Annotated in this window: 21 protein-coding genes and 1 pseudogene; 4 read left to right on the forward strand and 18 right to left on the reverse strand. The window is 69.7% G+C overall.

Translation table 11 applies throughout. From position 1 onward, the window contains the following. Window position 1: 1 nt before the first annotated feature. From atpD to ACK4YQ_RS02560, 6 genes are all read right to left on the reverse strand, one after another. Complete coding sequence (atpD, locus tag ACK4YQ_RS02535) at window positions 2-1,588, reverse strand: F0F1 ATP synthase subunit beta (protein ID WP_409607954.1); 1,587 nt, start codon at window positions 1,586-1,588, stop codon at window positions 2-4. 19 nt (window positions 1,589-1,607) lie between these two features. Further along, complete coding sequence (locus ACK4YQ_RS02540) at window positions 1,608-2,480, reverse strand: F0F1 ATP synthase subunit gamma (RefSeq protein ID WP_409607956.1); 873 nt, start codon at window positions 2,478-2,480, stop codon at window positions 1,608-1,610. Window positions 2,481-2,504: 24 nt separating this feature from the next. Further along, window positions 2,505-4,040, reverse strand: coding sequence for a F0F1 ATP synthase subunit alpha (atpA, locus tag ACK4YQ_RS02545; protein ID WP_409607958.1), 1,536 nt, complete (start codon window positions 4,038-4,040; stop codon window positions 2,505-2,507). Between the two features lie 4 nt (window positions 4,041-4,044). Next, a complete protein-coding gene (locus ACK4YQ_RS02550) occupies window positions 4,045-4,599 on the reverse strand; it encodes a F0F1 ATP synthase subunit delta (RefSeq protein ID WP_409607960.1) in 555 nt (184 codons plus the stop codon). Between the two features lie 191 nt (window positions 4,600-4,790). Further along, the gene (locus ACK4YQ_RS02555; RefSeq protein ID WP_409607962.1) at window positions 4,791-5,099 is read right to left on the reverse strand and encodes a PaaI family thioesterase; all 309 of its coding nucleotides are present in this window, start codon (window positions 5,097-5,099) and stop codon (window positions 4,791-4,793) included. A gap of 264 nt (window positions 5,100-5,363) precedes the next feature. After that, window positions 5,364-5,699, reverse strand: a complete 336-nt coding sequence (locus ACK4YQ_RS02560) for a CC_3452 family protein (RefSeq protein WP_409607964.1) — start codon at window positions 5,697-5,699, stop codon at window positions 5,364-5,366. 352 nt (window positions 5,700-6,051) lie between these two features. Here ACK4YQ_RS02560 and ACK4YQ_RS02565 point away from each other — a divergent pair, with 352 nt between their 5' ends. Next, window positions 6,052-8,034 (forward strand): transglycosylase domain-containing protein, encoded by a 1,983-nt coding sequence (locus ACK4YQ_RS02565; RefSeq protein ID WP_409607966.1) that lies wholly within the window; start codon window positions 6,052-6,054, stop codon window positions 8,032-8,034. On the opposite strand, the gene ACK4YQ_RS02570 is transcribed toward ACK4YQ_RS02565, so the two are convergent. From ACK4YQ_RS02570 to ACK4YQ_RS02580, 3 genes are all read right to left on the reverse strand, one after another. Further along, entirely contained in the window at window positions 8,031-8,777 is a 747-nt protein-coding gene (locus tag ACK4YQ_RS02570) for a M48 family metallopeptidase (RefSeq protein WP_409607968.1), read from the reverse strand. The two genes, ACK4YQ_RS02565 and ACK4YQ_RS02570, sit on opposite strands and share 4 nt — an antisense overlap. 45 nt (window positions 8,778-8,822) lie before the next feature. Then, complete coding sequence (locus ACK4YQ_RS02575) at window positions 8,823-10,103, reverse strand: polyhydroxyalkanoate depolymerase (RefSeq protein ID WP_409607970.1); 1,281 nt, start codon at window positions 10,101-10,103, stop codon at window positions 8,823-8,825. Window positions 10,104-10,273: 170 nt separating this feature from the next. After that, on the reverse strand, window positions 10,274-10,870 hold the full coding sequence (locus ACK4YQ_RS02580; RefSeq protein ID WP_409607972.1) for an SCO family protein: 597 nt from the start codon (window positions 10,868-10,870) through the stop codon (window positions 10,274-10,276). A 61-nt stretch (window positions 10,871-10,931) separates the two neighbouring features. On the opposite strand from ACK4YQ_RS02580, the gene ACK4YQ_RS02585 reads away from it, so the two are divergent. Next, complete coding sequence (locus tag ACK4YQ_RS02585; protein ID WP_409607974.1) at window positions 10,932-12,317, forward strand: ActS/PrrB/RegB family redox-sensitive histidine kinase; 1,386 nt, start codon at window positions 10,932-10,934, stop codon at window positions 12,315-12,317. Between the two features lie 113 nt (window positions 12,318-12,430). After that, window positions 12,431-12,988 carry an ActR/PrrA/RegA family redox response regulator transcription factor gene (locus ACK4YQ_RS02590; RefSeq protein WP_409607976.1) on the forward strand — a complete coding sequence of 186 codons (558 nt, stop codon included), beginning with the start codon at window positions 12,431-12,433 and terminating at the stop codon, window positions 12,986-12,988. A gap of 5 nt (window positions 12,989-12,993) precedes the next feature. Here ACK4YQ_RS02590 and ACK4YQ_RS02595 read toward each other — a convergent pair whose 3' ends face one another. The 9 genes and pseudogenes from ACK4YQ_RS02595 to cmk all read right to left on the reverse strand — a co-directional run bounded on the left by ACK4YQ_RS02595 (window position 12,994) and on the right by cmk (window position 21,715). Further along, complete coding sequence (locus ACK4YQ_RS02595) at window positions 12,994-14,313, reverse strand: bifunctional folylpolyglutamate synthase/dihydrofolate synthase (protein ID WP_409607978.1); 1,320 nt, start codon at window positions 14,311-14,313, stop codon at window positions 12,994-12,996. A 72-nt stretch (window positions 14,314-14,385) separates the two neighbouring features. Further along, a complete protein-coding gene (gene accD / locus ACK4YQ_RS02600) occupies window positions 14,386-15,309 on the reverse strand; it encodes an acetyl-CoA carboxylase, carboxyltransferase subunit beta (protein WP_409607980.1) in 924 nt (307 codons plus the stop codon). 2 nt (window positions 15,310-15,311) lie between these two features. After that, window positions 15,312-16,145: a tryptophan synthase subunit alpha gene (gene trpA / locus ACK4YQ_RS02605; protein WP_409607982.1), complete on the reverse strand. Its 834-nt coding sequence runs from the start codon at window positions 16,143-16,145 to the stop codon at window positions 15,312-15,314. After that, window positions 16,142-17,362: a tryptophan synthase subunit beta gene (gene trpB / locus ACK4YQ_RS02610; protein WP_409607984.1), complete on the reverse strand. Its 1,221-nt coding sequence runs from the start codon at window positions 17,360-17,362 to the stop codon at window positions 16,142-16,144. The genes trpA and trpB overlap by 4 nt, the downstream gene beginning before the upstream one ends. A gap of 38 nt (window positions 17,363-17,400) precedes the next feature. After that, window positions 17,401-18,048, reverse strand: a complete 648-nt coding sequence (locus ACK4YQ_RS02615) for a phosphoribosylanthranilate isomerase (RefSeq protein ID WP_409607986.1) — start codon at window positions 18,046-18,048, stop codon at window positions 17,401-17,403. 130 nt (window positions 18,049-18,178) lie between these two features. Then, window positions 18,179-18,583: pseudogene (gene mscL, locus ACK4YQ_RS02620) on the reverse strand (large-conductance mechanosensitive channel protein MscL); the annotation flags it as partial. A gap of 32 nt (window positions 18,584-18,615) precedes the next feature. Then, complete coding sequence (locus tag ACK4YQ_RS02625; RefSeq protein WP_409607988.1) at window positions 18,616-18,903, reverse strand: integration host factor subunit beta; 288 nt, start codon at window positions 18,901-18,903, stop codon at window positions 18,616-18,618. Between the two features lie 285 nt (window positions 18,904-19,188). Further along, the gene (gene rpsA, locus ACK4YQ_RS02630) at window positions 19,189-20,898 is read right to left on the reverse strand and encodes a 30S ribosomal protein S1 (protein WP_409607990.1); all 1,710 of its coding nucleotides are present in this window, start codon (window positions 20,896-20,898) and stop codon (window positions 19,189-19,191) included. 151 nt (window positions 20,899-21,049) lie between these two features. Beyond that, window positions 21,050-21,715 (reverse strand): (d)CMP kinase, encoded by a 666-nt coding sequence (gene cmk / locus ACK4YQ_RS02635; protein ID WP_409607992.1) that lies wholly within the window; start codon window positions 21,713-21,715, stop codon window positions 21,050-21,052. A gap of 198 nt (window positions 21,716-21,913) precedes the next feature. Between cmk and ACK4YQ_RS02640 the strand changes: the two genes are divergently transcribed. Continuing rightward, the gene (locus tag ACK4YQ_RS02640; RefSeq protein WP_409607994.1) at window positions 21,914-22,390 is read left to right on the forward strand and encodes a TIGR02300 family protein; all 477 of its coding nucleotides are present in this window, start codon (window positions 21,914-21,916) and stop codon (window positions 22,388-22,390) included. Window positions 22,391-22,411 lie beyond the last annotated feature (21 nt).

The raw sequence follows: 22,411 nt of genomic DNA on the forward strand, positions 1-22,411 counted from the left end.
ATCAGGCCTCAGCCGCGAGCTTCTCGGCCTTGGCCACCGCATCTTCGATGGTGCCGACGTTGTAGAAGGCCGGCTCCGGCAGGTGGTCGTACTCGCCGTCGCAGATCGCCTTGAACGAGCGGATCGTGTCTTCCAGGCTGACGAACACGCCCGGCAGGTTGGTGAACTGCTCGGCCACGTGGAACGGCTGCGACAGGAAGCGCTGGATCTTCCGGGCGCGGGCCACGATCAGCTTGTCGTCTTCCGAAAGCTCGTCCATGCCCAGGATGGCGATGATGTCCTTCAGGGCCTTGTACTGCTGCAGGATCTCCTGCACGCGGCGGGCGGTGTTGTAGTGCTCCTCGCCGATCACCAGCGGGTCGAGGATCCGCGAGGTGGAGTCCAGCGGGTCCACGGCCGGGAAGATGCCCTGGGCGGCGATGTCGCGGCTCAGAACGGTCGTGGCGTCCAGGTGCGCGAAGGAGGTGGCCGGGGCCGGGTCGGTCAGGTCGTCGGCGGGCACGTAGATGGCCTGCACCGAGGTGATCGAGCCCTTGTTGGTCGAGGTGATGCGCTCCTGCAGGTTGCCCATCTCGGTGGCCAGGGTGGGTTGATAGCCCACGGCCGAGGGGATGCGGCCCAGCAGAGCGGACACTTCCGAGCCGGCCTGGGTGAAGCGGAAGATGTTGTCGATGAAGAGCAGCACGTCCTTGCCCTCTTCGTCGCGGAAGTACTCGGCCTGGGCCAGACCCGTCAGGGCCACGCGGGCGCGGGCGCCGGGGGGCTCGTTCATCTGGCCGTAGACCAGGGTGCAGCGGCTCTCGCCGCCGCCGCCCGGCTGGTTCACGCCGGACTCGATCATTTCGTGGTAGAGGTCGTTGCCCTCGCGGGTGCGCTCGCCCACGCCCGCCAGCACGGAGTAGCCGCCGTAGGCCTTGGCGATGTTGTTGATCAGCTCCTGCATGGTCACGGTCTTGCCCACGCCGGCGCCGCCGAACAGGCCGATCTTGCCGCCCTTGGTGTAGGGGCACATCAGGTCGATGACCTTGATGCCCGTGACCAGCACTTCGGCCTGGGTCGACTGCTCGGCGAAGGACGGGGCGTCGCGGTGGATGCCGCTCTGGAACTTGGATTCGATGGGGCCGGCTTCGTCGATCGGCTCGCCGATGACGTTCATGATTCGGCCCAGGGTGGCCGGGCCGACCGGCACGGTGATCGGCGCGCCGGTGTCGACCACGGGCTGGCCGCGGGTCAGGCCCTCGGTGGTGTCCATGGCGATGGTGCGCACGGTGTTCTCGCCCAGGTGCTGGGCCACCTCGAGCACCAGACGGAAGGGCTGGCCGGTCCGCTGGTCGGTGTTGGTCGTTTCCAGCGCGTTCAGGATCGCCGGCAGGTGGCCGTCGAACTCCACGTCGACGACGGCGCCGATGACCTGCGCGATGCGGCCCTTGCCCGTCCCCGCGGCGGTCGCCGTCGCCATCGGCGCGGCGGCGGCCTTGGCGGGCGACTTGCGGGCCGGAGCCTTGGCGGCGGCGGCGGGCGCGGCGGCCGCGGCGGCGGCCTTCGGGGCGGCGGGCTTCTTGGCCGGAGCCTTCGGGGTCGTAGCCATGGGGTCCAATTCTCTCAGATTAGAGCGCTTCGGCGCCGGAGATGATCTCGATCAGCTCCTTGGTGATCTGCGCCTGGCGAGTGCGGTTGTACTGCAGGGTGAGGCTGGCGATCATGTCGCCGGCGTTGCGGGTGGCGTTGTCCATCGCGGTCATCTGCGCGGCGAAGAACCCGGCCTGGTTCTCCAGCATGGCGGAGAACACCTGGACCTTGAGGTTGCGCGGCAGCAGTTCCTCGAGGATCGCCTCTTCGGACGGCTCGTATTCGTAGGCGGCGCCCTTCAGGTCGATGGGGGCGGCGCCGGTCTCCAGCTGCGCGGGGATCAGTTGCGCGGCCGTCGGGACCTGGCTGACCACCGAGCGGAACTGATTGTAGATCAGGGTGACCACGTCGGCCTCCCCCGTCTCGAACAGCTCGGTGATCCGCGCGGCCACGGCCTCGGCCGTCGCCATCGACGGATTGCCGCCGGCTTCAAACACGCCGACGAAGCGGTCCCCGTACTGGCGGCGGAGCTGGTCCCGCGCCTTCTTGCCGAGCACCAGGACGCGCACGTCCTTGCCCTCGGCGATCAGGCGGCTGATGCGCTCGCGCGCCATGCGCACGATGGACGAGTTGAACCCGCCCGCCAGGCCGCGGTCAGCGGTGGCGACCACCACCAGCTGCTTGGTCGTGGACCCGGTGCCCACCAGCAGGCGGGGGGCCGCGTCGCCCGACACGCCTCCGGCGAGGTTGGCGATCACCGACGCCATGCGACGCGCATAGGGCCGGGCGCTCTGCGCCGCGTCCTGGGCGCGCCGCAGCTTGGCTGCGGCCACCATCTGCATCGCTTTCGTGATCTTCTGCGTGGCTTTCACGCTTCCGATCCGATTGCGCATCTCCTTGAGGCTGGCCATCCCCTTAGGCTCTCCGGCTCAGGTTCAGGCGAAGGTCTTGGAGAAGCTCTCGAGCGCGCCCTTCAGCTCCGCCTCGAGGTCCGCCGTCAGCTCCTTCTTGGTGCGGATGGCGTCCAGCAGAGGCTGGTGCTTGGCGTGCAGCAGGCTCAGAAGCTCGGCTTCGAAGCGGCCGACCGCGGAGGTCGGGATGCCGTCGAGGTAGCCGCGGGTGCCGGCGTAGATCACGCAAACCTGCTCTTCCACGGCCAGCGGCGCGTACTGCGGCTGCTTCAGGAGCTCGGTCAGGCGCTCGCCCCGGGCCAGCATCCGCTGGGTCGCCGCGTCAAGGTCGGAGCCGAACTTGGCGAAGGCGGCCATTTCCCGGTACTGGGCGAGTTCGCCCTTGATGGGCCCCGCCACCTGCTTCATCGCCTTGATCTGGGCCGAGGAGCCCACGCGGCTGACGCTGATGCCGACGTTCACCGCCGGGCGGATGCCCTGGAAGAACAGGTCGGTTTCCAGGAAGATCTGGCCGTCGGTGATCGAGATCACGTTGGTCGGGATGTAGGCCGACACGTCGTTGGCCTGGGTCTCGATGAGCGGCAGGGCGGTCAGCGAGCCGGAGCCGTTGTCGGCGTTCAGCTTGGCCGCGCGTTCCAGCAGGCGGGAGTGCAGGTAGAACACGTCGCCCGGATAGGCTTCGCGGCCCGGCGGACGGCGCAGCAGCAGCGACATCTGGCGATAGGCGACGGCCTGCTTGGACAGGTCGTCATAGATGATGACGGCGTGCATGCCGTTGTCGCGGAACCACTCGCCCATGGCGCAGCCGGCGAAGGGCGCGAGGAACTGCAGCGGAGCCGGCTCCGAGGCCGTGGCCGAGACGACGATCGTGTAGTCCAGGGCGCCGCGCTCTTCGAGCGTCTTGACGATCTGGGCCACGGTCGAGCGCTTCTGGCCCACGGCGACGTAGATGCAGTAGAGCTTCTGGCTCTCGTCGCCGGTGGCGTTGACCGCCTTCTGGTTCAGGATGGTGTCGATCGCGACGGCGGTCTTGCCAGTCTGGCGGTCGCCGATGATCAGTTCGCGCTGACCGCGGCCAATCGGGATCAGGGTGTCGATGGCCTTCAGGCCCGTCTGCACAGGCTCATGCACCGACTTGCGCGGGATGATGCCCGGAGCCTTCACGTCCACGCGGCGGCGCTCGGCCACGTTCTGGAGCGGGCCCTTGCCATCGATCGGTTCGCCCAGCGGGTTGACCACGCGGCCCAGGAGGCCCTTGCCGACCGGCACGTCCACGATCTCGCCGAGGCGGCGGACTTCGTCGCCTTCGGAGATGGCGCGGTCGTCGCCGAAGATCACGACCCCGACGTTGTCGCGCTCCAGGTTCAGAGCCATGCCCTTGGCGCCGGCCTTGGGGAACTCCACCATTTCGCCGGCCTGGACGTTGTCGAGGCCGAACACGCGGGCGATGCCGTCACCCACCGACAGCACGCTGCCGACGTCGGAAACGTCGGCTTCTTCGCCGAAATTGGCGATCTGCGACTTGAGGATGGCCGAAATCTCGGCGGCGCGGATGTCCATGGGCTTACGCTCTCTTCAGGGCGAATTTGAGGGAATCGAGCTTCGAACGCAGCGAAGCATCGAACAGACGGGAGCCGACCTTCACCTTGACGCCGCCCAGGATGGACGGGTCGACGCGGGTCGAGATTTCAGGATCCTTGCCCAGCGCCTGGCGCAGGGCGGCGGCCACGCCCTTGGCCTGGGCGGGGCTCAGCGGCAGGGCGCTGACCACTTCGGCGGAGACCACGCCGCGGGCTTCGGCCGAAAGCGCCTCGAAGGCGGAAATCACCGCGCTGAGGGCCGAGGCCCGGCCATTGGCCGCGAGCAGCCCAAGGAACTTGCGGGTCGTGGAGTCCAGCCCGGCCTTTTCGGCGATGGCGCCGAGGCCCTTGGCCTTGTCATCCGCGCCGAAAGCAGGCGAAGCCAAGAGGACGCGCAGGTCGTTGCTGTCGGCGATCATCGCCTTCAGCGACTTCAGGTCGGCCTCGACCTTGGCGATCTTGTTCTCGTCGCTCGCGAGATCGAACAGGGCCTGCGCGTATCGGCCGCCCACATTCGAAGACTTGGAATCATCCGCCACTTAATTTTGTCCGCCCGATGCGTGTCGAACGCCGCCGTGAAGAGCAAGCCTCACTGCGGCTAAAGGCTTGAAAGCGCTTGGAAAAAGCACGTCACCGCAGGGCCCGAAAGGCCCCCCGGCTGTCAGCCGCGCGCCTGATAGCACGCGATTTTGGGCGCCGCAACCGAACCGCCGCCCAGGACACGGGCTTTTCAGGGCTTCGGAGCCGGCGGCGAGCCGCGCCGGAAGACGGCCGAGCCGCTCGCCAGGAGGGTCGCGCCGTCGGCGGCCAGCAGCCGGCCATGGGCGAAGACCAGGGTCCGAGTGGCGCGGTCGATCCAGGCTTCGACCACCACGGCGGCGCCGCCCGGGACCTGCGCCCCATAGTCCAGCGTCAGGGAGACAGGGGCGGCGTCCGCGCCCGCGGCTTCGGCCAGGGCCGGCTCGAGCAGGACCGCAGCGGCGGCGGGCGAGGCCGGCAGGCGGCTCTCGCGGCGGAGGATGTCGGGGGAGGTCGTCATCGGCGCGCTCCTTTAAAGGAGACCAGGCCGTTTGGGGAAGGGCCGCGGGGTCGCAGCGCGCGCTTGAATCCAAAAAGAGCGCAGATGTCTCCGGCGCGGGCAGCTCGCGAAAGCAAGGACGCCGGATGTCTCCGGCGCGGCGAACTCGCAAAAAAGAAGGGCGCCGGATGTCTCCGGCGCGGCGAACTCGCAAAAAAGAAGGGCGCCGGATGTCTCCGGCGCCCAGGGTCGACAGGCTCGAGAATTGGCGGCTGGGAGGCGCGCCTACCGCTTCGCAACCTGGGTCGCGGGGCCGGCCACGGCGTTGCATTGGTCCAGCTTGGCCGCGTCGAGGGCGCGGCGGTCGTTGCCGTAGCCGGCGAGAGGGCCGACTTCCTTCGCCAGTTCCTTGCAGGCGACGGTGGCGAAGGTGCGCGAGGTGGCGGCGTTGGCCACGCAGGTGTCGCCTTCGCAGACGAACACCGCGCCGCCGGCGATCAGCTTGGTCTTGGCGGGAACCGGCTCCTGCAGCTTGGCGGCGAGCGTTTCGGCCATCGCGGCGCCAGCCGCGGTCGTGGTCAGGATGGCCGCCGCGGCGGCCGCAAGGAATTGGAGCTTCATAAAGCCCTCCAGCGTTTCGGGGAGATGCAAGGCCCGAGGGCCCCGGCACGCCGCTCCGGTGATCGCTGGCGGTACCCCCGCCGCCAGCGCGAAGCGAACTAAGCAACGCTAAGATAACACTGTTAAGATCGCACGCAACTGTGCATTTCCGCACCGCCGTTATGCGCGTTTGCAGAGCCGCGGGCGATGACCTCGCAGGTAGGGGGCGCCACGGCTCGGCCCCGATCGCGCCATGCGAAGGGCCCCGCATGCGGCCATTCATCTCTCGTCAATCTTGTCGCGCGTTTCGTGCCCCTGCGGTAAAGGGCGCCCCGGGGCGGGCGCGGCACATTTCGCTGACTAGGACGAGACGATGGCGAAACCCAAGGCGCCGGAACCGAAGCGCGAGGGGCGGCGTGAGCCGAAACCCCGACGCACGCCGTTGCAGGCGCTGGCCTACTGGACCCTGGTTCTGGGGGTCTGGGGACTGATCTTCGCGGCGGCGGTCTTCGCCGTGGTCGCGTCCGACCTGCCCGACACCTCCAAGCTCTACGACGTGGAGCGCCAGCCCTCGATCTCCTATCTCGACCGGTCCGGCGCCGTGGTGGCCGTGCGCGGCAGCCAGTACGCGCCGCCGGTCGACCTGGATTCACTGCCGCCCTATGTGCCCAAGGCGTTCGTCGCCATCGAAGACCGCTGGTTCTACTGGCACTTCGGCTTCAATCCCTGGGGCATCGCCCGCAGCCAGGTCTACAACCTGACCCACAAGGGCGGCCCCCTGCGGGGCGGCTCGACGATCACCCAGCAGCTTGCGCGCAACCTGTTCCTGACCCTGGACCAGACCTACAAGCGCAAGCTTCAGGAACTGATCCTGGCCATCTGGCTGGAGGCCAAGTTCTCCAAGAAGGAGATCCTGGAGCTCTATCTGAACCGGGTCTATTTCGGCGCCGGCGCCTATGGCATCGAGGCGGCGTCCCAGCGCTATTTCAACAAGAGCGCCACCGAACTCACCGTCGGCGAAGCCGCCCTCCTGGCCGGCATGATGAAGGGCCCTTCCCGCTACAGCCCGGTCTCCGCCAGCGACCGCGCCGCCCGCCGCGCGACCATCGTCCTGGACGAGATGGTGCGCATCAAGGCGATCACGCCGGAACAGCGGGCCGAGGCCTTCAAGAACCCGGTGCGGGTGAACCCCACCCTGGCCAACCAGCGCGCCCAGTACTTCACCGACTGGGTGGACGATCAGGTGCGCAGCCTGGTGGGCGAGCCCACCGAGGACCTGGTGGTGGAGACCACCCTGGACCTGCCGATCCAGACCTCCGCCGAAGTGGCCCTGCGCCGCGGGGTGCTGGCCGCCGAGGGCCAGAAGGTCGAGCAGGGCGCGCTCGTCGCCCTGGACGGCGAGGGCCGCGTCCGGGCCTATGTAGGCGGGATCTCCTACACCGACAGCCAGTTCGACCGGGCCACCATGGCCCGCCGCCAGGCCGGTTCGGCCTTCAAGCCGTTCGTCTATCTGACCGCGGTCGATCAGGGGCGCACCCCCGACCTGATGGTGGTCGACGAACCGCTGAAGATCGGCAACTGGGAGCCCCGCAACTACACCAACGACTTCCGCGGCCCGATGACGCTGCAGAGCGCCCTGGCCCAGTCGATCAACACCGTCGCAGCGCGCCTGGCCAACGAAGTGGGCACCGCCAACGTGGCGGCCACCGCCCGGCGGCTCGGCATCTCCTCGAAGATCCAGCTCGACCCCTCCATGGCCCTCGGCGCCGTGGAGGTGAGCCCGCTGGAAATGGCCCAGGCCTACGCCCCCTTCGCCAACGGCGGCTTCCAGGCGCGGGCCTACGGCATCGAGCGGATCCGCACCGCCGACGGTCGGGTGCTCTATGACCACAACGTGGACAGGCCGGAGCGCCGCGCCGTCATCGGCTCGCCCTCGCTGCAGTACATGAACCAGATGCTGCGCCAGGTGGTGGCGGCCGGCACCGGAACGCGCGCGCGGGTCGCGGGCTATGACCTGGCCGGCAAGACCGGCACCACCAGCGACTACCGGGACGCATGGTTCGTCGGCTACACGGGCGGCTTCGTCACGGCGGTCTGGGTCGGCCGCGACGACAACACCCCGATGCGCCGGGTGACCGGCGGCGGGGCGCCGGCGGGAATCTGGCGCGACTTCATGGGCGCGGCCCTTCCGCGGCTGAACGTCCAGGCCATCCCCGGCGGCGAGGCGCCGCCGCCGGTCCCGCACGACGATCCGATCGGCGACCTGCTGTCCGGAGAAGGGGTCGACCAGCCCCAGCCCGCCGCGGTCCAGGCCCCGCCGGCCCCCGCGCCCGACCCGGAGCCGGTTCCCTTCTAGCCGCCGGACTGGCCGAAGGCGTGCAACCGCGCGCCCTCGGCCCGCAGCCACTGCCGATGCGGCCGCTCGTCGCCGCCGAGGCGGCGGACGTGCGCCCAGAACTGCGGGCCGTGGTTCTGCTCCAGCAGGTGGGCGCATTCGTGGACGACCACGTACTCGGCCACCGGCAGGGGCGCGAGGGCCAGGCGCCAGGAATAGCGGATCGCGCCTGGACCACCCCGAGGATCGGCCTTGCAGGAGCCCCAGCGGGCCTTGGCGTCCATCACCGACACCTTGGGCGCCGGCTGGCCCAGGGCGGCCGCGTGCGCCAGGGTGCGCGCGGTGAACACCTCGAGCGCCCGGCGCTTGATCACCCGCACCACGCCCATCGCGAAGACGTCGCCCTCTCCCGCAGCCAGGATGCGGGCGGGCTGATCGGCCGAGGCGGGCGTCCAGCGCGCCCGGCCCGCGGTGGTCTCCAGCCGGCAGGCCTCGCCGAACACCTCCAGCGCCATGCCGGGCGCCAGCAGCCAGGGCGCGGGCAGTTCGGCCAGGCGGGCCGCGATCCAGTCGGCGCGCTCCCGGGCGAAGGCCGCCGCCTCGGGCAGTCGCCGCTTCGAGGGGGCGACGGCGACCACCTCGCGCCGCGTGCGGTCGAGGCGCAGAGAGACCCGGCGGGCCCGGGCGTTGACTTTCAGGCGCACCACCGCGCCGGCCACGCTCAGCCGGTCGCCGTCGGCAGGCGCTCGGCCGAAGGGACTCATGGCGTCTGATCTAGCGCGGTTCGACGCCGGCGGGGAGCCGTGCGCCTACTCGGCGGCGTTGGCCGCCGCCCGCTTGTCCACCTTGGCCTCGAAGCGGCGGATGAAGCCGCGGACGCGGGGATAGATCTCCTCGCGGAAGCGACGGCCGTTGAACACGCCGTAGTGGCCCACGTGCGGCTGCACGTAGTCCTCCTTCAGCGCCTCGGGCAGCCCGGAGCACAGGGCATGGGCTGCCTGGGTCTGGCCGATGCCGGAGATGTCGTCGTTCTCGCCCTCGACCGTCAGCAGGCCGATGTCGCCGATCTTTTCGGGACGTACGAGGCGGCCGCGGTGGGTGAGCTCCCCCTTTGGCAGGAGGTAGTCCTGGAACACCGTCTTGACGGTCTGCAGGTAGAACTCCTCGGTCAGGTCCAGCACCGAGAGATACTCGTCGTAGAATTCCAGGTGCTTCTCGGCCGAGTCCCCGTCGCCCTTCATCAGGTCCTCCAGGTAGCGCAGGTGCGCCTGCTGGTGGCGTTCGATGTTCATCGACATGAAGCTGAAGAGCTGCACGAACCCCGGATAGACCCGCCGCCCCATGCCCGGATAGGGGGCCGGAACGGTGTAGATCATGTTCGAGGCGAACCAGGCGAAGGGCCTCTCCTCGGCCAGCTTGTTGGTGACCGTCGGAGACAGGCGCGCGTCGATGGGCGAGCCCATGAAGGTCATGGTGCCCGGACGCGAGGGCTCGTCGTCCTCGGCCATCAGGGCGGCCGCGGCCAGGACCGGCGGACCGGGCTGGCAGACCGCCACCACGTGCGGCCGCGGCCCCAGGAAGCGCAGGGCGTCACGGATGTGGTCGATGTAGTCGTGGAAGTCGAAGCGGCCTTCCAGCATCGGCACGTCGCGGGCGTTGGACCAGTCGGTGACGAACACCTCGTGGTCCTGCAGGAACGCCTCGACCGTGCCGCGCAGCAGGGTGGCGTAGTGGCCGGAGAGCGGCGCCACGATCAGCACCGGCGGCTCCAGGCTGGTGCGGCCGGCCTTGCGCATGTCGGCCATGTTCCGCGTGAAGTGGATGAGCCGAACCCAGGGCGTGCGCCACACCTCGGTCTTGCGCACGCGCACCGGCTCGCCGTCGATCATCACCTCGTGGATGTTCCAGTCGGGGCGGCCATAGCGCCGGGTCAGGTTGGCGAAGAGGTCGGCCGAGGCGAACAGGCGCCGGCCGACCGGCGTGTCGCGCGCGGGATTGAGGCTGGAAGACCAGAAGTCCCGCGTGGCGCGCGCCGTCAGGCGCAGGGGCGTGGAGCCGTAGTATCCGGCCTCGTAGAGCGCATAGAGCATCGGCGCCGTTCCTAACCCGCCCTTCGGCGGCTTGCGGGCCGGGCGTTGCGCTGCAGCGCGCCGGCGAAGATTGCTGGTGCGGCCCGAGCATCGGCCCCGGGCCGTCATCTTGTGCGGCGCAGCATAACACAGGGACGCTTAACGAAGTCCAGCGCGGATCGGTTGCAGGCTCAGCCGCCGCGCATGGCGTCGGCGATCTGCCTCGCCACCTCCGCCGGCGGCAGATTGTAGGGGATGATCCGGTTGAACCGCCCCTTGGGGTCCATCAGGTAGGTCGGGGTGGAATGGTTGACGAGGTAGCCGTCCCCCTCCCCCGCGACCTCGTAATAGACGTGATAGGCCTTGGCGATGGCGGCGACCTGCTCGGGCGTGCCGGTCAGGCCGATGGCGCCCGGGGGAAAGGAATCCGCCGACAGATAGGCCTTGAGCTGGGCCGGCGTGTCGCGTTTCGGGTCGAAGGACACGAAGACCACCTGCAGGTCCCTGGCCTTGGGCCCGAGCTGGTCCTCCGCCGCGGCCAGGGTCTGCAGCGTTGTGGGGCAGACGTCCGGGCAGTAGGTGAAGCCGAAGAAGACCGCGCTCCACTTGCCCTTCAGCACGCTCTCGTCGACCGGTCGGCCGTCCTGGTCGACCATGGTGAACGCTCCCCCCACGGCCGCGCCCTGGGCGGCCTGCGGCTGAAAGCCGCCGTTGCGGGCGGCGAGGACCGCCAGGGTCGCCGCCGCCGCGAGGCCGAGAGCCAGGAAGATCGCCGATCGCGCGCGCATTACCGCCTCCATGCTTCGAAAGGTGCTCGTCAGGCGTCGCGAACTCGACAATCCTGCAACCATGGCGCAAGCGGCGACACAGGGATCCGCGCAACACCGGGCGCACGCCGGCCTCGATAGGCCTGGGACCGACCCGGCGCAAGCACGCCCGGCCTGGGACATGGGGGTGGCGCAGCGAGGGCGGCTTCGCGTGCGGACGCTGACGGCCTCGCGCTGGCTGGTGATCGCCGGCGAGGTCGTGATCCTGGTGCTGGCGCGCACGGTGCTGGACCTCGACGCGCCGTACCTGCTCTGCTTCGGCCTGGTGGGGCTGGCGGCCTGGATCAACCTGCTCACCGGGGTGGCCTCGCCCGCCCAGCGGATGACGGGGGACCTGGAGGCCACCGTCCAGCTCGGCTTCGACATCGTTCAGATCGGCGGTCTGGTCTATCTCACCGGGGGGGCGGGCAACCCCTTCCTGGTGATGTTGATCGGGCCGGTGGTGCTGGCCGCCGCCACCCTGCCGCTGCGGGCGGTCGCGCCCCTCGGCGGACTGGCCATCGCCATCGCCCTGGCGCTGGCCTTCCTGGCCTGGCCCGAGCCCTGGAGGCCGGCGACGGGCGGTGGAGCCAGCCTCGGCTATCGGCTGAGCGCCTCGGCCGCGGCGACCGTCGGCGTGGTGCTGATCGCCGGCTATGTGCGCCAGGCCGCCGAGGACGCCGCGCGCATGGCCCTGGCCCTGGACGTCACCCAGACCGTCCTGGCCCGCGAGCAGCGCCTGTCGGCCCTGGGCGCGCTGGCCGCCGCCGCCGCCCACGAGCTCGGCACGCCGCTGGCCACCATCTCCATCGTCGCCAAGGAGATGTCCCGCGAAGCCCCGACCCAAGAGGTCAAGGAGGACGCGGCCCTGCTGATCGCCCAGGCCGAGCGCTGCCGCGAAATCCTGCGGCGCCTGGCCGAGACGCCGGACACCCAGGACGAGGTGCACGAGCGCATGAGCCTGCTGCAGCTCGTCCACGAGGTGATCGAGCCGCACGCCGACACCAAGGACGTGCGCGTCGAGGCCATCGTCACCGGCGCGCCGGGGGTGAAGGCGCCGGACATATGGCGCATGCCCGAGGTGATGCACGCCATGACCAGTTTCGTGGAGAACGCCGTGGACTTCGCCACCTCCGAGGTCCTCGTCACCGCCCGCTTCGACGCCCAGACGATCTCGGTCGAGGTCCGCGACGACGGCCCCGGCTTTGCGCCGGAAGTCCTCTCCAAGCTGGGCGAACCCTATGTGACCACGCGTCCGGGCGCGGAGGGCTCGCGCAGCGGCCACATCGGCATGGGCCTTGGGTTCTTCATCTCCAAGACGCTGCTGGAGCGGACCGGCGCTGTGGTGAAGTTCCAGAACGCCCGCCCTCGCGGGGCGGTCGTGTCCGCCAGATGGCCCCGTGCACGGATCGAGGTTCGTCAGAGTTGACAAACGCTTGAACACAGACGCGAGCTTGACGCGCAGGCTTGCGCCACACTCAGAAGCAGCGACATCATGTCGCATGCCCGCGTCGAGGGAGCCCCCACTGGGATTTAGTCCATATGACCGACTTGGCCTCTGAAGTCGCCCAACTGCCCGACAAGTCCCTGCTGGTCCTGGACGACGACGCGCCTCTGCGAACGCGGCTGGGCCGGGCCCTGGAGCAGAGGGGTTTCGAGACCACCCTGGTGGGAAGCGTGGCCGAGGCGCTGGAAGCCGTGAAGTCCCAGGCGCCGGCCTATGCCGTTCTCGACATGCGCCTGGACGACGGCTCGGGCCTGAAGGTGGTGGAGGCCGTGCGCGACGCGCGCCCCGACGCCAAGATCATCATGCTGACCGGATACGGCAACATCGCCACCGCCGTGGCGGCGGTGAAGGCGGGGGCGGTGGACTATCTCTCCAAGCCCGCCGACGCGGACGACGTCGCCCGCGCGCTCCTGGCCCGCAAGGACGAGGTTCCCGCCCCGCCTGAGAACCCGATGAGCGCCGACCGCGTGCGGTGGGAGCATATCCAGCGGGTCTACGAACTCTGCGGCCACAACGTCTCGGAGACCGCCCGGCGGCTCAACATGCATCGCCGCACCCTGCAGCGCATCCTGGCCAAGCGCACCCCCCGCTAGGCGGGTCAGCTCGGCCAGGTCTCCGGGCTCATCGCCAGGACCTCGCCGGCGAAGTGCAGGCCGCCGCAGATCAGCACGTGCGGCGGCTCGCCCGCGGCGTCCACGGCCGCCTCCAGGGCCTGCTTCACGTCCGCCGCCGTGGTCGCCGAGAGTCCGGCCTGGCGGGCGGCCGCGGCCAGGTCGTCAGGGGCGGCGGCGTTCGGGCTGTCGAAGGCGGTCGTGATCACCTGGGGCGCGAGCCCGGCGAACGGGGCGAAGAAGCCGTACGCGTCCTTGCGGGCGAACATGCCGACGATCAGCACCAACGGCCGCGGATCGCGCGCCACCAGGCGGCTCGCCGCCTCGGCGAGGGCGCGGCCGGCATGGGGGTTGTGCCCGCCGTCGAGCCACAGGTCCGCGCCCCGGGCGGCGGCCATCTGCGCCATGGGGCCGGCGGTCAGCCGCTGGAACCGCGCCGGCCAGACCGCCGAGGCCACGCCGCGGGCCAGAGCCGCCTCGTCGATGCGCGGGTCGCCGAGCGTGAGCGCCGCGGCCGCGGCGAGGCCGGCGTTGGCGAACTGGTGGGGACCGAACAGGCTCGGCGCGGGCAGATCGAGGAGCCGATCCTCCATCTGAACCATCAGGCGGCCCCGCTCCTCCCAGGCGTCGAACTCGCGTCCCATCAGGCTGAGCGGCGCCCCGAGCTTCCCGGCTTCGGCTTCGATCACCGCCAGGGCCTCGTCCATCTGGCGGGCGCAGACCACCGGCCGCTCCGGCTTGATGATCCCGGCCTTTTCCCAGGCGATCTTGGAAAGCTCCGGCCCCAGCATCTCCAGGTGGTCGTAGTCCACGGGGGTGATCACGCTCACCGCCGGGGCGTCGAAGATGTTGGTGGCGTCGAAGCGGCCGCCGAGACCCACCTCGACGATGCAAAGATCGGCCGGCGTGCGCGCAAAGGCGGTGAGCGCCAGGACGGTGGAGATCTCGAAGAAACTGATCGGCTGGCCCCGGTTGGCGGCCTCCACCTCGTCGATCAGGTCGGAAAGCGCATCGTCGGCGATCAGCGCGCCCGCCACCCGGATGCGCTCGGCGAACCGCACCAGGTGAGGGGACGTCAGGGCGTGGACCCGCAGATTGGCCGCCTCAGCGATCGCCCGCAGATAGGCCACCGTCGAGCCCTTGCCGTTGGTGCCGGCGACATGGACCACCGGCGGCAGGGCCCGCTCCGGATGGTCCAAGGCGGCCAGCAGCCGCTCCACCCGTCCGGTGGTCAGGTCGATCAGGCTCGGGTGATTGGCGCGCAGGCGCTGGATCACCTCGTCGGAGGCGCGGATCGGGTCATACATGGGGGCGAACTCTCCCGGCGAGCGCTGATCGCGCCGCGCTCCTCACACGGGACGGGTCAAAGGAAAAGGGGGTCAGGCCGCCTTGGAACGCGCTCGCCCCGCCATCAGCGTCTTGAGGATCGAGCCCAGCACGCCGGGAATCTCCTTGCGCGTCAGCACCATGTCCACCTGGCCGCGCTCCATCAGGAACTCGGCGCGCTGGAAGCCCGGCGGCAGGGTTTCACGGATCGTCTGCTCGATCACGCGGCGCCCGGCGAAGGCGATCATGGCGTTCGGCTCGGCGATGTGGATGTCGCCCAGCATGGCGTAGGACGCCGTCACCCCGCCCGTCGTCGGGTCGGTCAGCACCACGATGTAGGGCAGGCCCTTGGCCTTCACTTCGTTCAGCGCGAGCGTCGTGCGCGCCATCTGCATCAGCGACAGCGTGCCTTCCTGCATGCGCGCGCCGCCAGCGGCGGTGAAGATCACGAACGGGCAGTCCCGGGCGATCGCCTCGCGCGCGGCCTTGATGAAGGTCTCGCCGGCCGCCATCGACAGCGAACCGCCCATGAAGGCGAAGTCCTGCACCACCACCACGGTCGGCACGCCCTGGATCTCGCCGAAGGCGATGGCCATGGAGTCCTGCTCGCCGGTGGCCTTGCGCGCCGCCTTCAGACGTTCGGGATAGGGCTTGTCGTCGGGGAATTTCAGCGGGTCCTCGACCACGGTCGGCGAGGCGATGCGCTCGTACTTGCCGTCGTCGAAGGTGTACTTCAGCCGCAGTTGCGTGCCGATCCGCATGTGGCTGCCGGCCGGGGTGACCCAGAGCGACGCTTCAAGGTCCGGCCGATAGATCATCTCGCCCGTGTCCGGGCACTTGACCCACAGGTTGTCCGGCGTCTCGCGCTTGGCGAAGGCGTTGCGGACTCCCGGGGCGATCCGGGCCAGCCAGCCGCCGCGCTCGCGGGGCGCCGAGGGCCGGCCGGGCTTGTCGTTTCTCTGCTCAGCCATCGCCATGATCACACCGTCAGGCTTTCCGCACGCGCGGATCGCACAGCCTTAGCCAAGGATTGAACTTTGGAAAGAACCCGCTCGGTCACGCTTTCGTTGCCTGCCAGGCCCTGAGCGACTTCCTCGACCAGGGCCGAGCCCACCACGGCGGCGTCGGCGACCCGGGCGATCGCCGCGGCGCGCTCGGGTGTCTTGATGCCGAAGCCCACCGCCACCGGCAGGCCCGAGGCCGCCCGGATGCGCGCCACGGCCGGCGCGACCGCCTCGGCGTCGGCTTCCTTCACCCCCGTCACCCCGGCGACAGAGACGTAGTACACGAAGCCCGACGTCCGCTTCAGCACCATCGGCAGGCGCTTGTCGTCGGTGGTGGGCGTGGCCAGCCGGATCAGGGAGACTTGGTTCGCCTCCAGGGCGTCGGCCAGGGGATCGGCCTCCTCGGGCGGACAGTCGACGATGATCAGGCCGTCGGCCCCGGCGGCGGCGGCGTCGGCGGCGAAGGCGTCGTAGCCGTAGATCAGCACGGGATTGAGATAGCCCATGAGGATCAGGGGCGTGTCCTTGTCGCCGGCGCGGAAATCGCGGACCAGCTGCAGGGTCTTCTTCAGGGTCATGCCGCCGGCCAGGGCGCGCTGGGCGGCGCGCTGGATCGGCGGGCCCTCGGCCATCGGATCGGAGAAGGGAAAGCCCAACTCGATCACGTCGGCGCCGGCGGCCGGCAGGCCCTTCAGGATCTCCAGCGCCTTGGCCGCGTCCGGATCTCCGGCCATCACATAGGCCACGAAGGCCGCGCGGCCTTCCGCCTTGAGGGCGGAAAAGCGCTGGTCGATGCGCGAGGTCGTCAAATCTTGCGTCCCAGGTGCTCGGCGACGGTGAAGATGTCCTTGTCCCCACGACCGGACATCAAGAGGACAACCACGCCGTCTCTTCCGATTTCATTAACGATGTCGGGGAGGCGGGCCACGGCGTGCGCGGCCTCCAGCGCCGGGATGATCCCCTCCAGCTCGGCGCACATCTGGAAGGCGGCCAGCGCCTCCTCGTCGGTCGCCGACAGGTACTGAGCCCGGCCCACGTCGTGCAGCCAGGCGTGCTCGGGGCCGATGCCCGGATAGTCGAGCCCGGCCGAGATCGAGTGGGCGTCCTTGATCTGGCCGTCCGCGTCCTGCAGCAGGTAGGTCTTGTTGCCGTGCAGCACGCCGGGTCGGCCGCCGGTCAGCGAGGCCGCGTGCTCTCCGGTGGCCAGGCCATGGCCGGCGGCTTCGACGCCGACCAGGCGCACCGTCTCGTCGGACAGGAACGGATGGAACATGCCGATCGCATTGGAGCCCCCGCCGATGCACGCCACCAGCGCGTCCGGCAGCCGGCCCTCCGCCTCCAACACCTGGGCCCTGGTCTCGACGCCGATCACCGACTGGAAGTCGCGCACCATCGCCGGATAGGGATGGGGCCCCGCCGCCGTGCCGATCAGGTAGTAGGTGTCATGCACGTTGGTCACCCAGTCGCGCATGGCCTCGTTCATCGCATCCTTCAGGGTGCCCGTGCCGCTCGTCACCGGCCGCACCTCGGCGCCCAGCAGGTTCATGCGGAAGACGTTGGGCTTTTGCCGCTCGACGTCGGTCTCGCCCATGTAGACTACGCAGGGCAGGCCGAAGCGGGCGCAGACCGTGGCGGTGGCGACCCCGTGCTGGCCGGCGCCGGTCTCGGCGATGATCCGGGTCTTGCCCATCCGCTGGGCCAGCAGGATCTGGCCCATGCAGTTGTTGATCTTGTGCGCGCCGGTGTGATTCAGCTCCTCGCGCTTGAAGTAGATCTTCGCCCCGCCCAGGTGCTCGGTCAGGCGTTCTGCGAAGTAGAGCGGCGAGGGCCGGCCCACATAGTGGGTCATGTAGCCGGCAAGTTCGGCCTGGAACCCTTCGTCCGCCTTCGCCGCGGCATAGGCGGCGTCCAGGTCCAGGACCAGCGGCATCAGCGTCTCGGCCACATAGCGGCCGCCGAAGTCGCCGAAACGGCCATTGGCGTCTGGGAAGGCGGAGTAGTCGTTCGGTCGGGCGGTGGCGTTCACGGGTGATCCAGGGGCGTCAAGGCACAGGGCTCAAGGGCTCAGGCGCGGCGGACGGCGTCCAGGAACGCCTTGATCAGAGCCGGGTCCTTTAGTCCGGGACCGCGCTCCACGCCAGAGGAAACGTCCACCAGAGGCGCGCCGGACAGCCGCACCGCTTCGCCGACGTTCCACGGATCCAGGCCGCCGGCCAGGAGCCACGGCCGCGCGAAGCGGCGGCCCGCCAGCAGCGACCAGTCGAACCGCGCCCCAACGCCGCCGGGCCGGTCGGCGTCCTTGGGCGGGCGGCCCTCGAACATCAGGTGGGCGACGACCGGCTCGTAGGGCCGGGCCTGGTCGATGTCCGCCGCCTCCGAGACCGGCAGCACCTTGATCACAGCCGCGCCCGTGCGCTCGGCCACCTCGCGTGCGCGGGCCGGCGTCTCCTTGCCGTGCAGCTGGATGTAGTCGGGGCGCAGCGTGGCGCTCAGCCGATCGAGCAGCGCGTCGTCGGGGTCGACGGTCACCGCCACCACACCGGCGCCTCCCCTGGCGCGGACCGGCTCGGCCAGACGCGCGGCGGCTTCCGGCTCGACATTGCGGGGGCTGCGCTCGAAGAAGAGGAAGCCCACATGCCACGCGCCGCCGTCCAGGGCCGCAAGCACGGCTTCGGGCGTGGACAGTCCGCAGATCTTTGCGCCGACGTTCATGCCGCCGAATTAGGCCCCGCGAGGCCCCGGCCGCAAGGGGTCAGCCGGCCTTGGGCTTGCGGGCCGCGGGCTTGCGCGCGGCCGGCTTGGCCGCCGCGGCCTTGGCGGGCGCCGGGGCGGACCCCGCCTTCAGCAGATCGCGGATCTCGGTCAGCAGCGCCTCGGAGGGGGTGGGCGCAGGCGGGGCCGAGGGCTGGGGCTCTTCGGCCTGTTTGCGCCGCAGAGCGTTGACGCCCTTGACCAGCAGGAACACGACGAACGCGATGATCAGGAACTGGATGATCGTGTTGACGAAGGCGCCGTACTGGATGGCGACCGCGTCCACGGCCTCGGTCGCCGGATCGTCCGGCCTCAGCACGACCTGCAGGTCGGCGAAATCGACCCCGCCCAGCAACAGCCCGATCGGGGGCATGATCACCTGGTCGACGAGGCTCTTGGTGATGGCGCCGAAGGCGCCGCCGATGATGACGCCCACCGCCAGGTCGACGACGTTGCCGCGGGCGATGAATTCCCGGAACTCGGATACGATGCTCATGCGGGTCCCTCAGATGACGGCCCGAGCCTAGCCTATTCGTCGCTGGCGTTAAGCCTCTCGCGCAGTTCCTTGCCGCTCTTGAAGAACGGCACGTGCTTGGCCCGCACGTCCACCGGAGCCCCGGTGCGCGGGTTGCGCCCGGCCCGTGCGTCCCGCGAGCGGACCGAAAGCGCGCCGAAGCCGCGCAGCTCCACGCGACCACCGGTTTCGAGGGCCTGGATCATGCGCTCCAGGATGACCCCCACGACGCGCTCGACATCGCGCTGGGTGAGGTGCGGATTCTCCTCGGCGAGCCGGGTGATCAGTTCGGACTTGATCATGCTGCCTTTCCGGTCCTTAGGGCGCCGCGACCATGGGCGACTCCCGTTGGATGATCAAGGGTTGAAGATGGTTGACGCGCCAATTGGCGAATGAAAGGGCCGCCAGCTTCCACCCTAGGTGAACCTTGATCACGTGAGACGGGAGGGCTCGCGGGAATGCGATCCACGATCAACCACAGATAGGCGCTTGATCGCAAAGGAAAACGGCGGGCCGGAGATCCGGCCCGCCGCTCTGCGCCGGCCGCCGGGGGGCGGGCGGCCCGGTCCTGACGCTCAGGAAGCGTCCTACTCCTTCTGCGCCTTTTCGCGCAGGGCGGCGCCGAGGATGTCGCCAAGCGAGGCGCCCGAATCGGACGAGCCGAACTGCTCGATCGCTTCCTTCTCTTCCGACATCTCCAGAGCCTTGATCGACAGCGACACCCGGCGGGCGGCCTTGTCGATGTTGGTCACCTGGGCGTCCACGCGATCGCCCACCGCGAAGCGCTCGGGGCGCTGGTCGGCGCGGTCGCGCGACAGGTCCGACTTGCGGATGAAGGCCGTCATGAGCGCGTCGTCCTCGCCGAAGCGGACTTCGATGCCGCCCGAGGTGACCTCGGTGACGGTGACCGTCACGGTCTGGCCCTTGCGGTAGGTGTCGCCGGCCATCGGATCGCCCGCGAGCTGCTTGATGCCCAGGGAGATGCGTTCCTTCTCGACGTCGACGTCGAGAACCTTGGCCTTGACCATCTCGCCCTTGTGGTAGCGCGCGATGGCTTCCTCACCCGGCGCCGACCAGTCGAGGTCGGACAGGTGCACCATGCCGTCGATGTCGTTCTCCAGGCCGATGAACAGGCCGAACTCGGTGGCGTTCTTGACCTCGCCCTCGACGGTCGAGCCGATCGGATGGGCTTCGAGGAAGGCGTCCCACGGATTGGCCATGGCCTGCTTCAGGCCCAGCGACACGCGGCGCTTGGAGGGATCCACGTCCAGCACCACCACGTCGACTTCCTGGGAGGTCGACACGATCTTGCCGGGGTGGACGTTCTTCTTGGTCCAGGACATTTCCGAGACGTGGACCAGGCCCTCGACCCCCGGCTCCAGCTCCACGAAGGCGCCGTAGTCGGTGATGTTGGTGATTCGGCCGGTGAACTTGGCGCCCACCGGGTACTTGGCCTCCACGCCGTCCCACGGGTCGGACTGGAGCTGCTTCATGCCGAGCGAGATGCGCTGGGTGTCCGGGTTGATCTTGACGATCTGGACCTTCACCGTGTCGCCCACGGCCAGCACCTGGCTGGGATGGTTGACGCGCTTCCAGCTCATGTCGGTGACGTGCAGCAGGCCGTCGATGCCGCCCAGGTCCACGAACGCGCCGTAGTCGGTGATGTTCTTGACCACGCCTTCGCGGACTTCGCCTTCCTGCAGCTGGCTGACCAGCTCGGTGCGCTGTTCGGCGCGGGCTTCTTCCAGGATGGCGCGGCGCGAGACCACGATGTTGCCGCGCGGACGGTCCATCTTCAGGATCGCGAAGGGCTGTTCCTTGCCCATCAGCGGACCGACGTCGCGCACCGGACGGATATCCACCTGCGAGCCCGGCAGGAACGCCGAGGCGCCGCCCAGGTCGACGGTGAAGCCGCCCTTCACGCGGCCGACGATGGCGCCCATCACCGGCTCGTTGCGCTCATAGACGCCTTCCAGGCGCGTCCAGGCTTCCTCGCGGCGGGCCTTGTCGCGGCTGATCACCGCCTCGCCCATCGCGTTCTCGACCCGCTCCAGGAACACTTCGACGGTGTCGCCCGTGGTGACGGTCGGCTTGCCGGCCTCGTCCAGGCCGAATTCCTTGAGCGGCACGCGCCCTTCGGTCTTCAGGCCCACGTCGATGATCGCGAAGTCCTTCTCGATGCCCACGATCTTGCCGTGGACCACCGAGCCTTCCATGAAATCGCGCCCGCCCAGGGACTGGTCGAGCAACGCGGCGAAGTCGTCGCGCGTAGGGTTGAGGCTCATGTCGTCAGCCATATTGAACTTTCGTCTTCAATGGACATCGGGTCCGCGCCGCATTGCGGTCGGACGGAATCCCGGCGTCGGGTTAGAGGTTGGACCGAAGGCGCGGATGGACCCCGCGCGGGTGGAATTCGCCCGCGGCTATCGAGGGAATGGCGCGGTGGGATTAGCCGTGCCGGGATCCTTCCCAGCGGGCGCGCGCCGCCTCGACGATGCGGCGGGCCGCATCGGCGGCCTGTTCTATAGTCATTTCAGAGGTGTCCAGCAAGACGGCGTCGGCCGCCGGCCGCATGGGGGCGGCCTCGCGACCGGCATCGCGGGCGTCGCGCCGGCGGATGTCCTCCAGCACCTCGGCCGCCGAGACCGTCTCGCCCTGCGCCTCGAGCTGGCGCCGGCGGCGCTCGGCGCGGACCTCGGGCGTGGCCGTGACGTAGAGCTTGGCCGGCGCCTGCGGACAGATCACCGTGCCCATGTCGCGCCCGTCCAGCACGGCTCCCCCGGCCTGTCCCGCAAAGCGGCGCTGCAGATCCAGGAGGGCGGCGCGCACCGCCCCGTGCACGGCCACGCGGCTGGCCGCCTCCCCCGCCCCGCGGGTGCGGAAGGCCGGATCCTCGAGATCGGCGGCCGAGAGCCGGCGCGCGAGCGCCTCGGCGGCCGCGGCGTCGTCGAGATCGGCGCCCGCCCGCTGCAGCATCACGCCCACGGCGCGATAGAGCAGGCCGGAGTCCAGCACCGGCAGGCCGTAGAGCGCCCCGAGGCGGGAGGCGACGGTGCCCTTGCCCGACGCCGCCGGGCCGTCGACGGTAATGACGAAGCCCCCTGTCCCGCTCATGCTCCCGCCCCGCCGGAGCGGCGCGCGCACGGCCCCGGCTGGCCGCCGCGCGACGCGGTCGATCCTGCCGCCGCCATGGGACGTCCAAGCCTCCTAAACGCCGTCGGTTTTCGCGATGGGATTGCTTTTGACAGCCGCCATTCCGCGTGGCAAGGGACGCGGCTCCCGCAAAACCGCTCTATTCAGAGGATCGCCGCCTTGGCCAATCCCGAGCTGGGCACCAAGCAAGTCTGCCCAAACTGCCAAGCCAAGTTCTACGATCTGGGCCGGCGCCCCGCCGTCTGCCCCAAGTGCAAGACCGAGTTCGATCCGGAAGAAGCGGTGCGCAGCCGCCGCGTCCGCGCTCGCGCCGTCCAGCCTGAGCACGAGACCGAGGACGAGGTCGAGGATCAAGTCCGCGGCAAGCCCGCCGACGACGAGGACGAGGACGAGGACGTCAGCGCCCCCGAAATCGACGAGGTCGCCGACGAGCCGCCGATCGGCGGCGACGACGAAGACGAGGACGAAGACGGCAAGGTCGGGGTCAGCCCCGTCTCTGACGATGACCTCGGCGACTTCTCCGACGACGAGGAACTGTCCGACGAGGACGACGACGTGCCCTTCCTGGAAGAGGAAGAGGACGACTTCGACGACTCCGAAATCGACGGCCTGCCGGACTCCGGCGACGACGACTGACGGGGTGCGACATTCGCGTGA

Origin of the sequence: Phenylobacterium sp. (assembly GCF_046291545.1) — a bacterium.
In the GTDB taxonomy this organism is placed as follows: domain Bacteria; phylum Pseudomonadota; class Alphaproteobacteria; order Caulobacterales; family Caulobacteraceae; genus Phenylobacterium.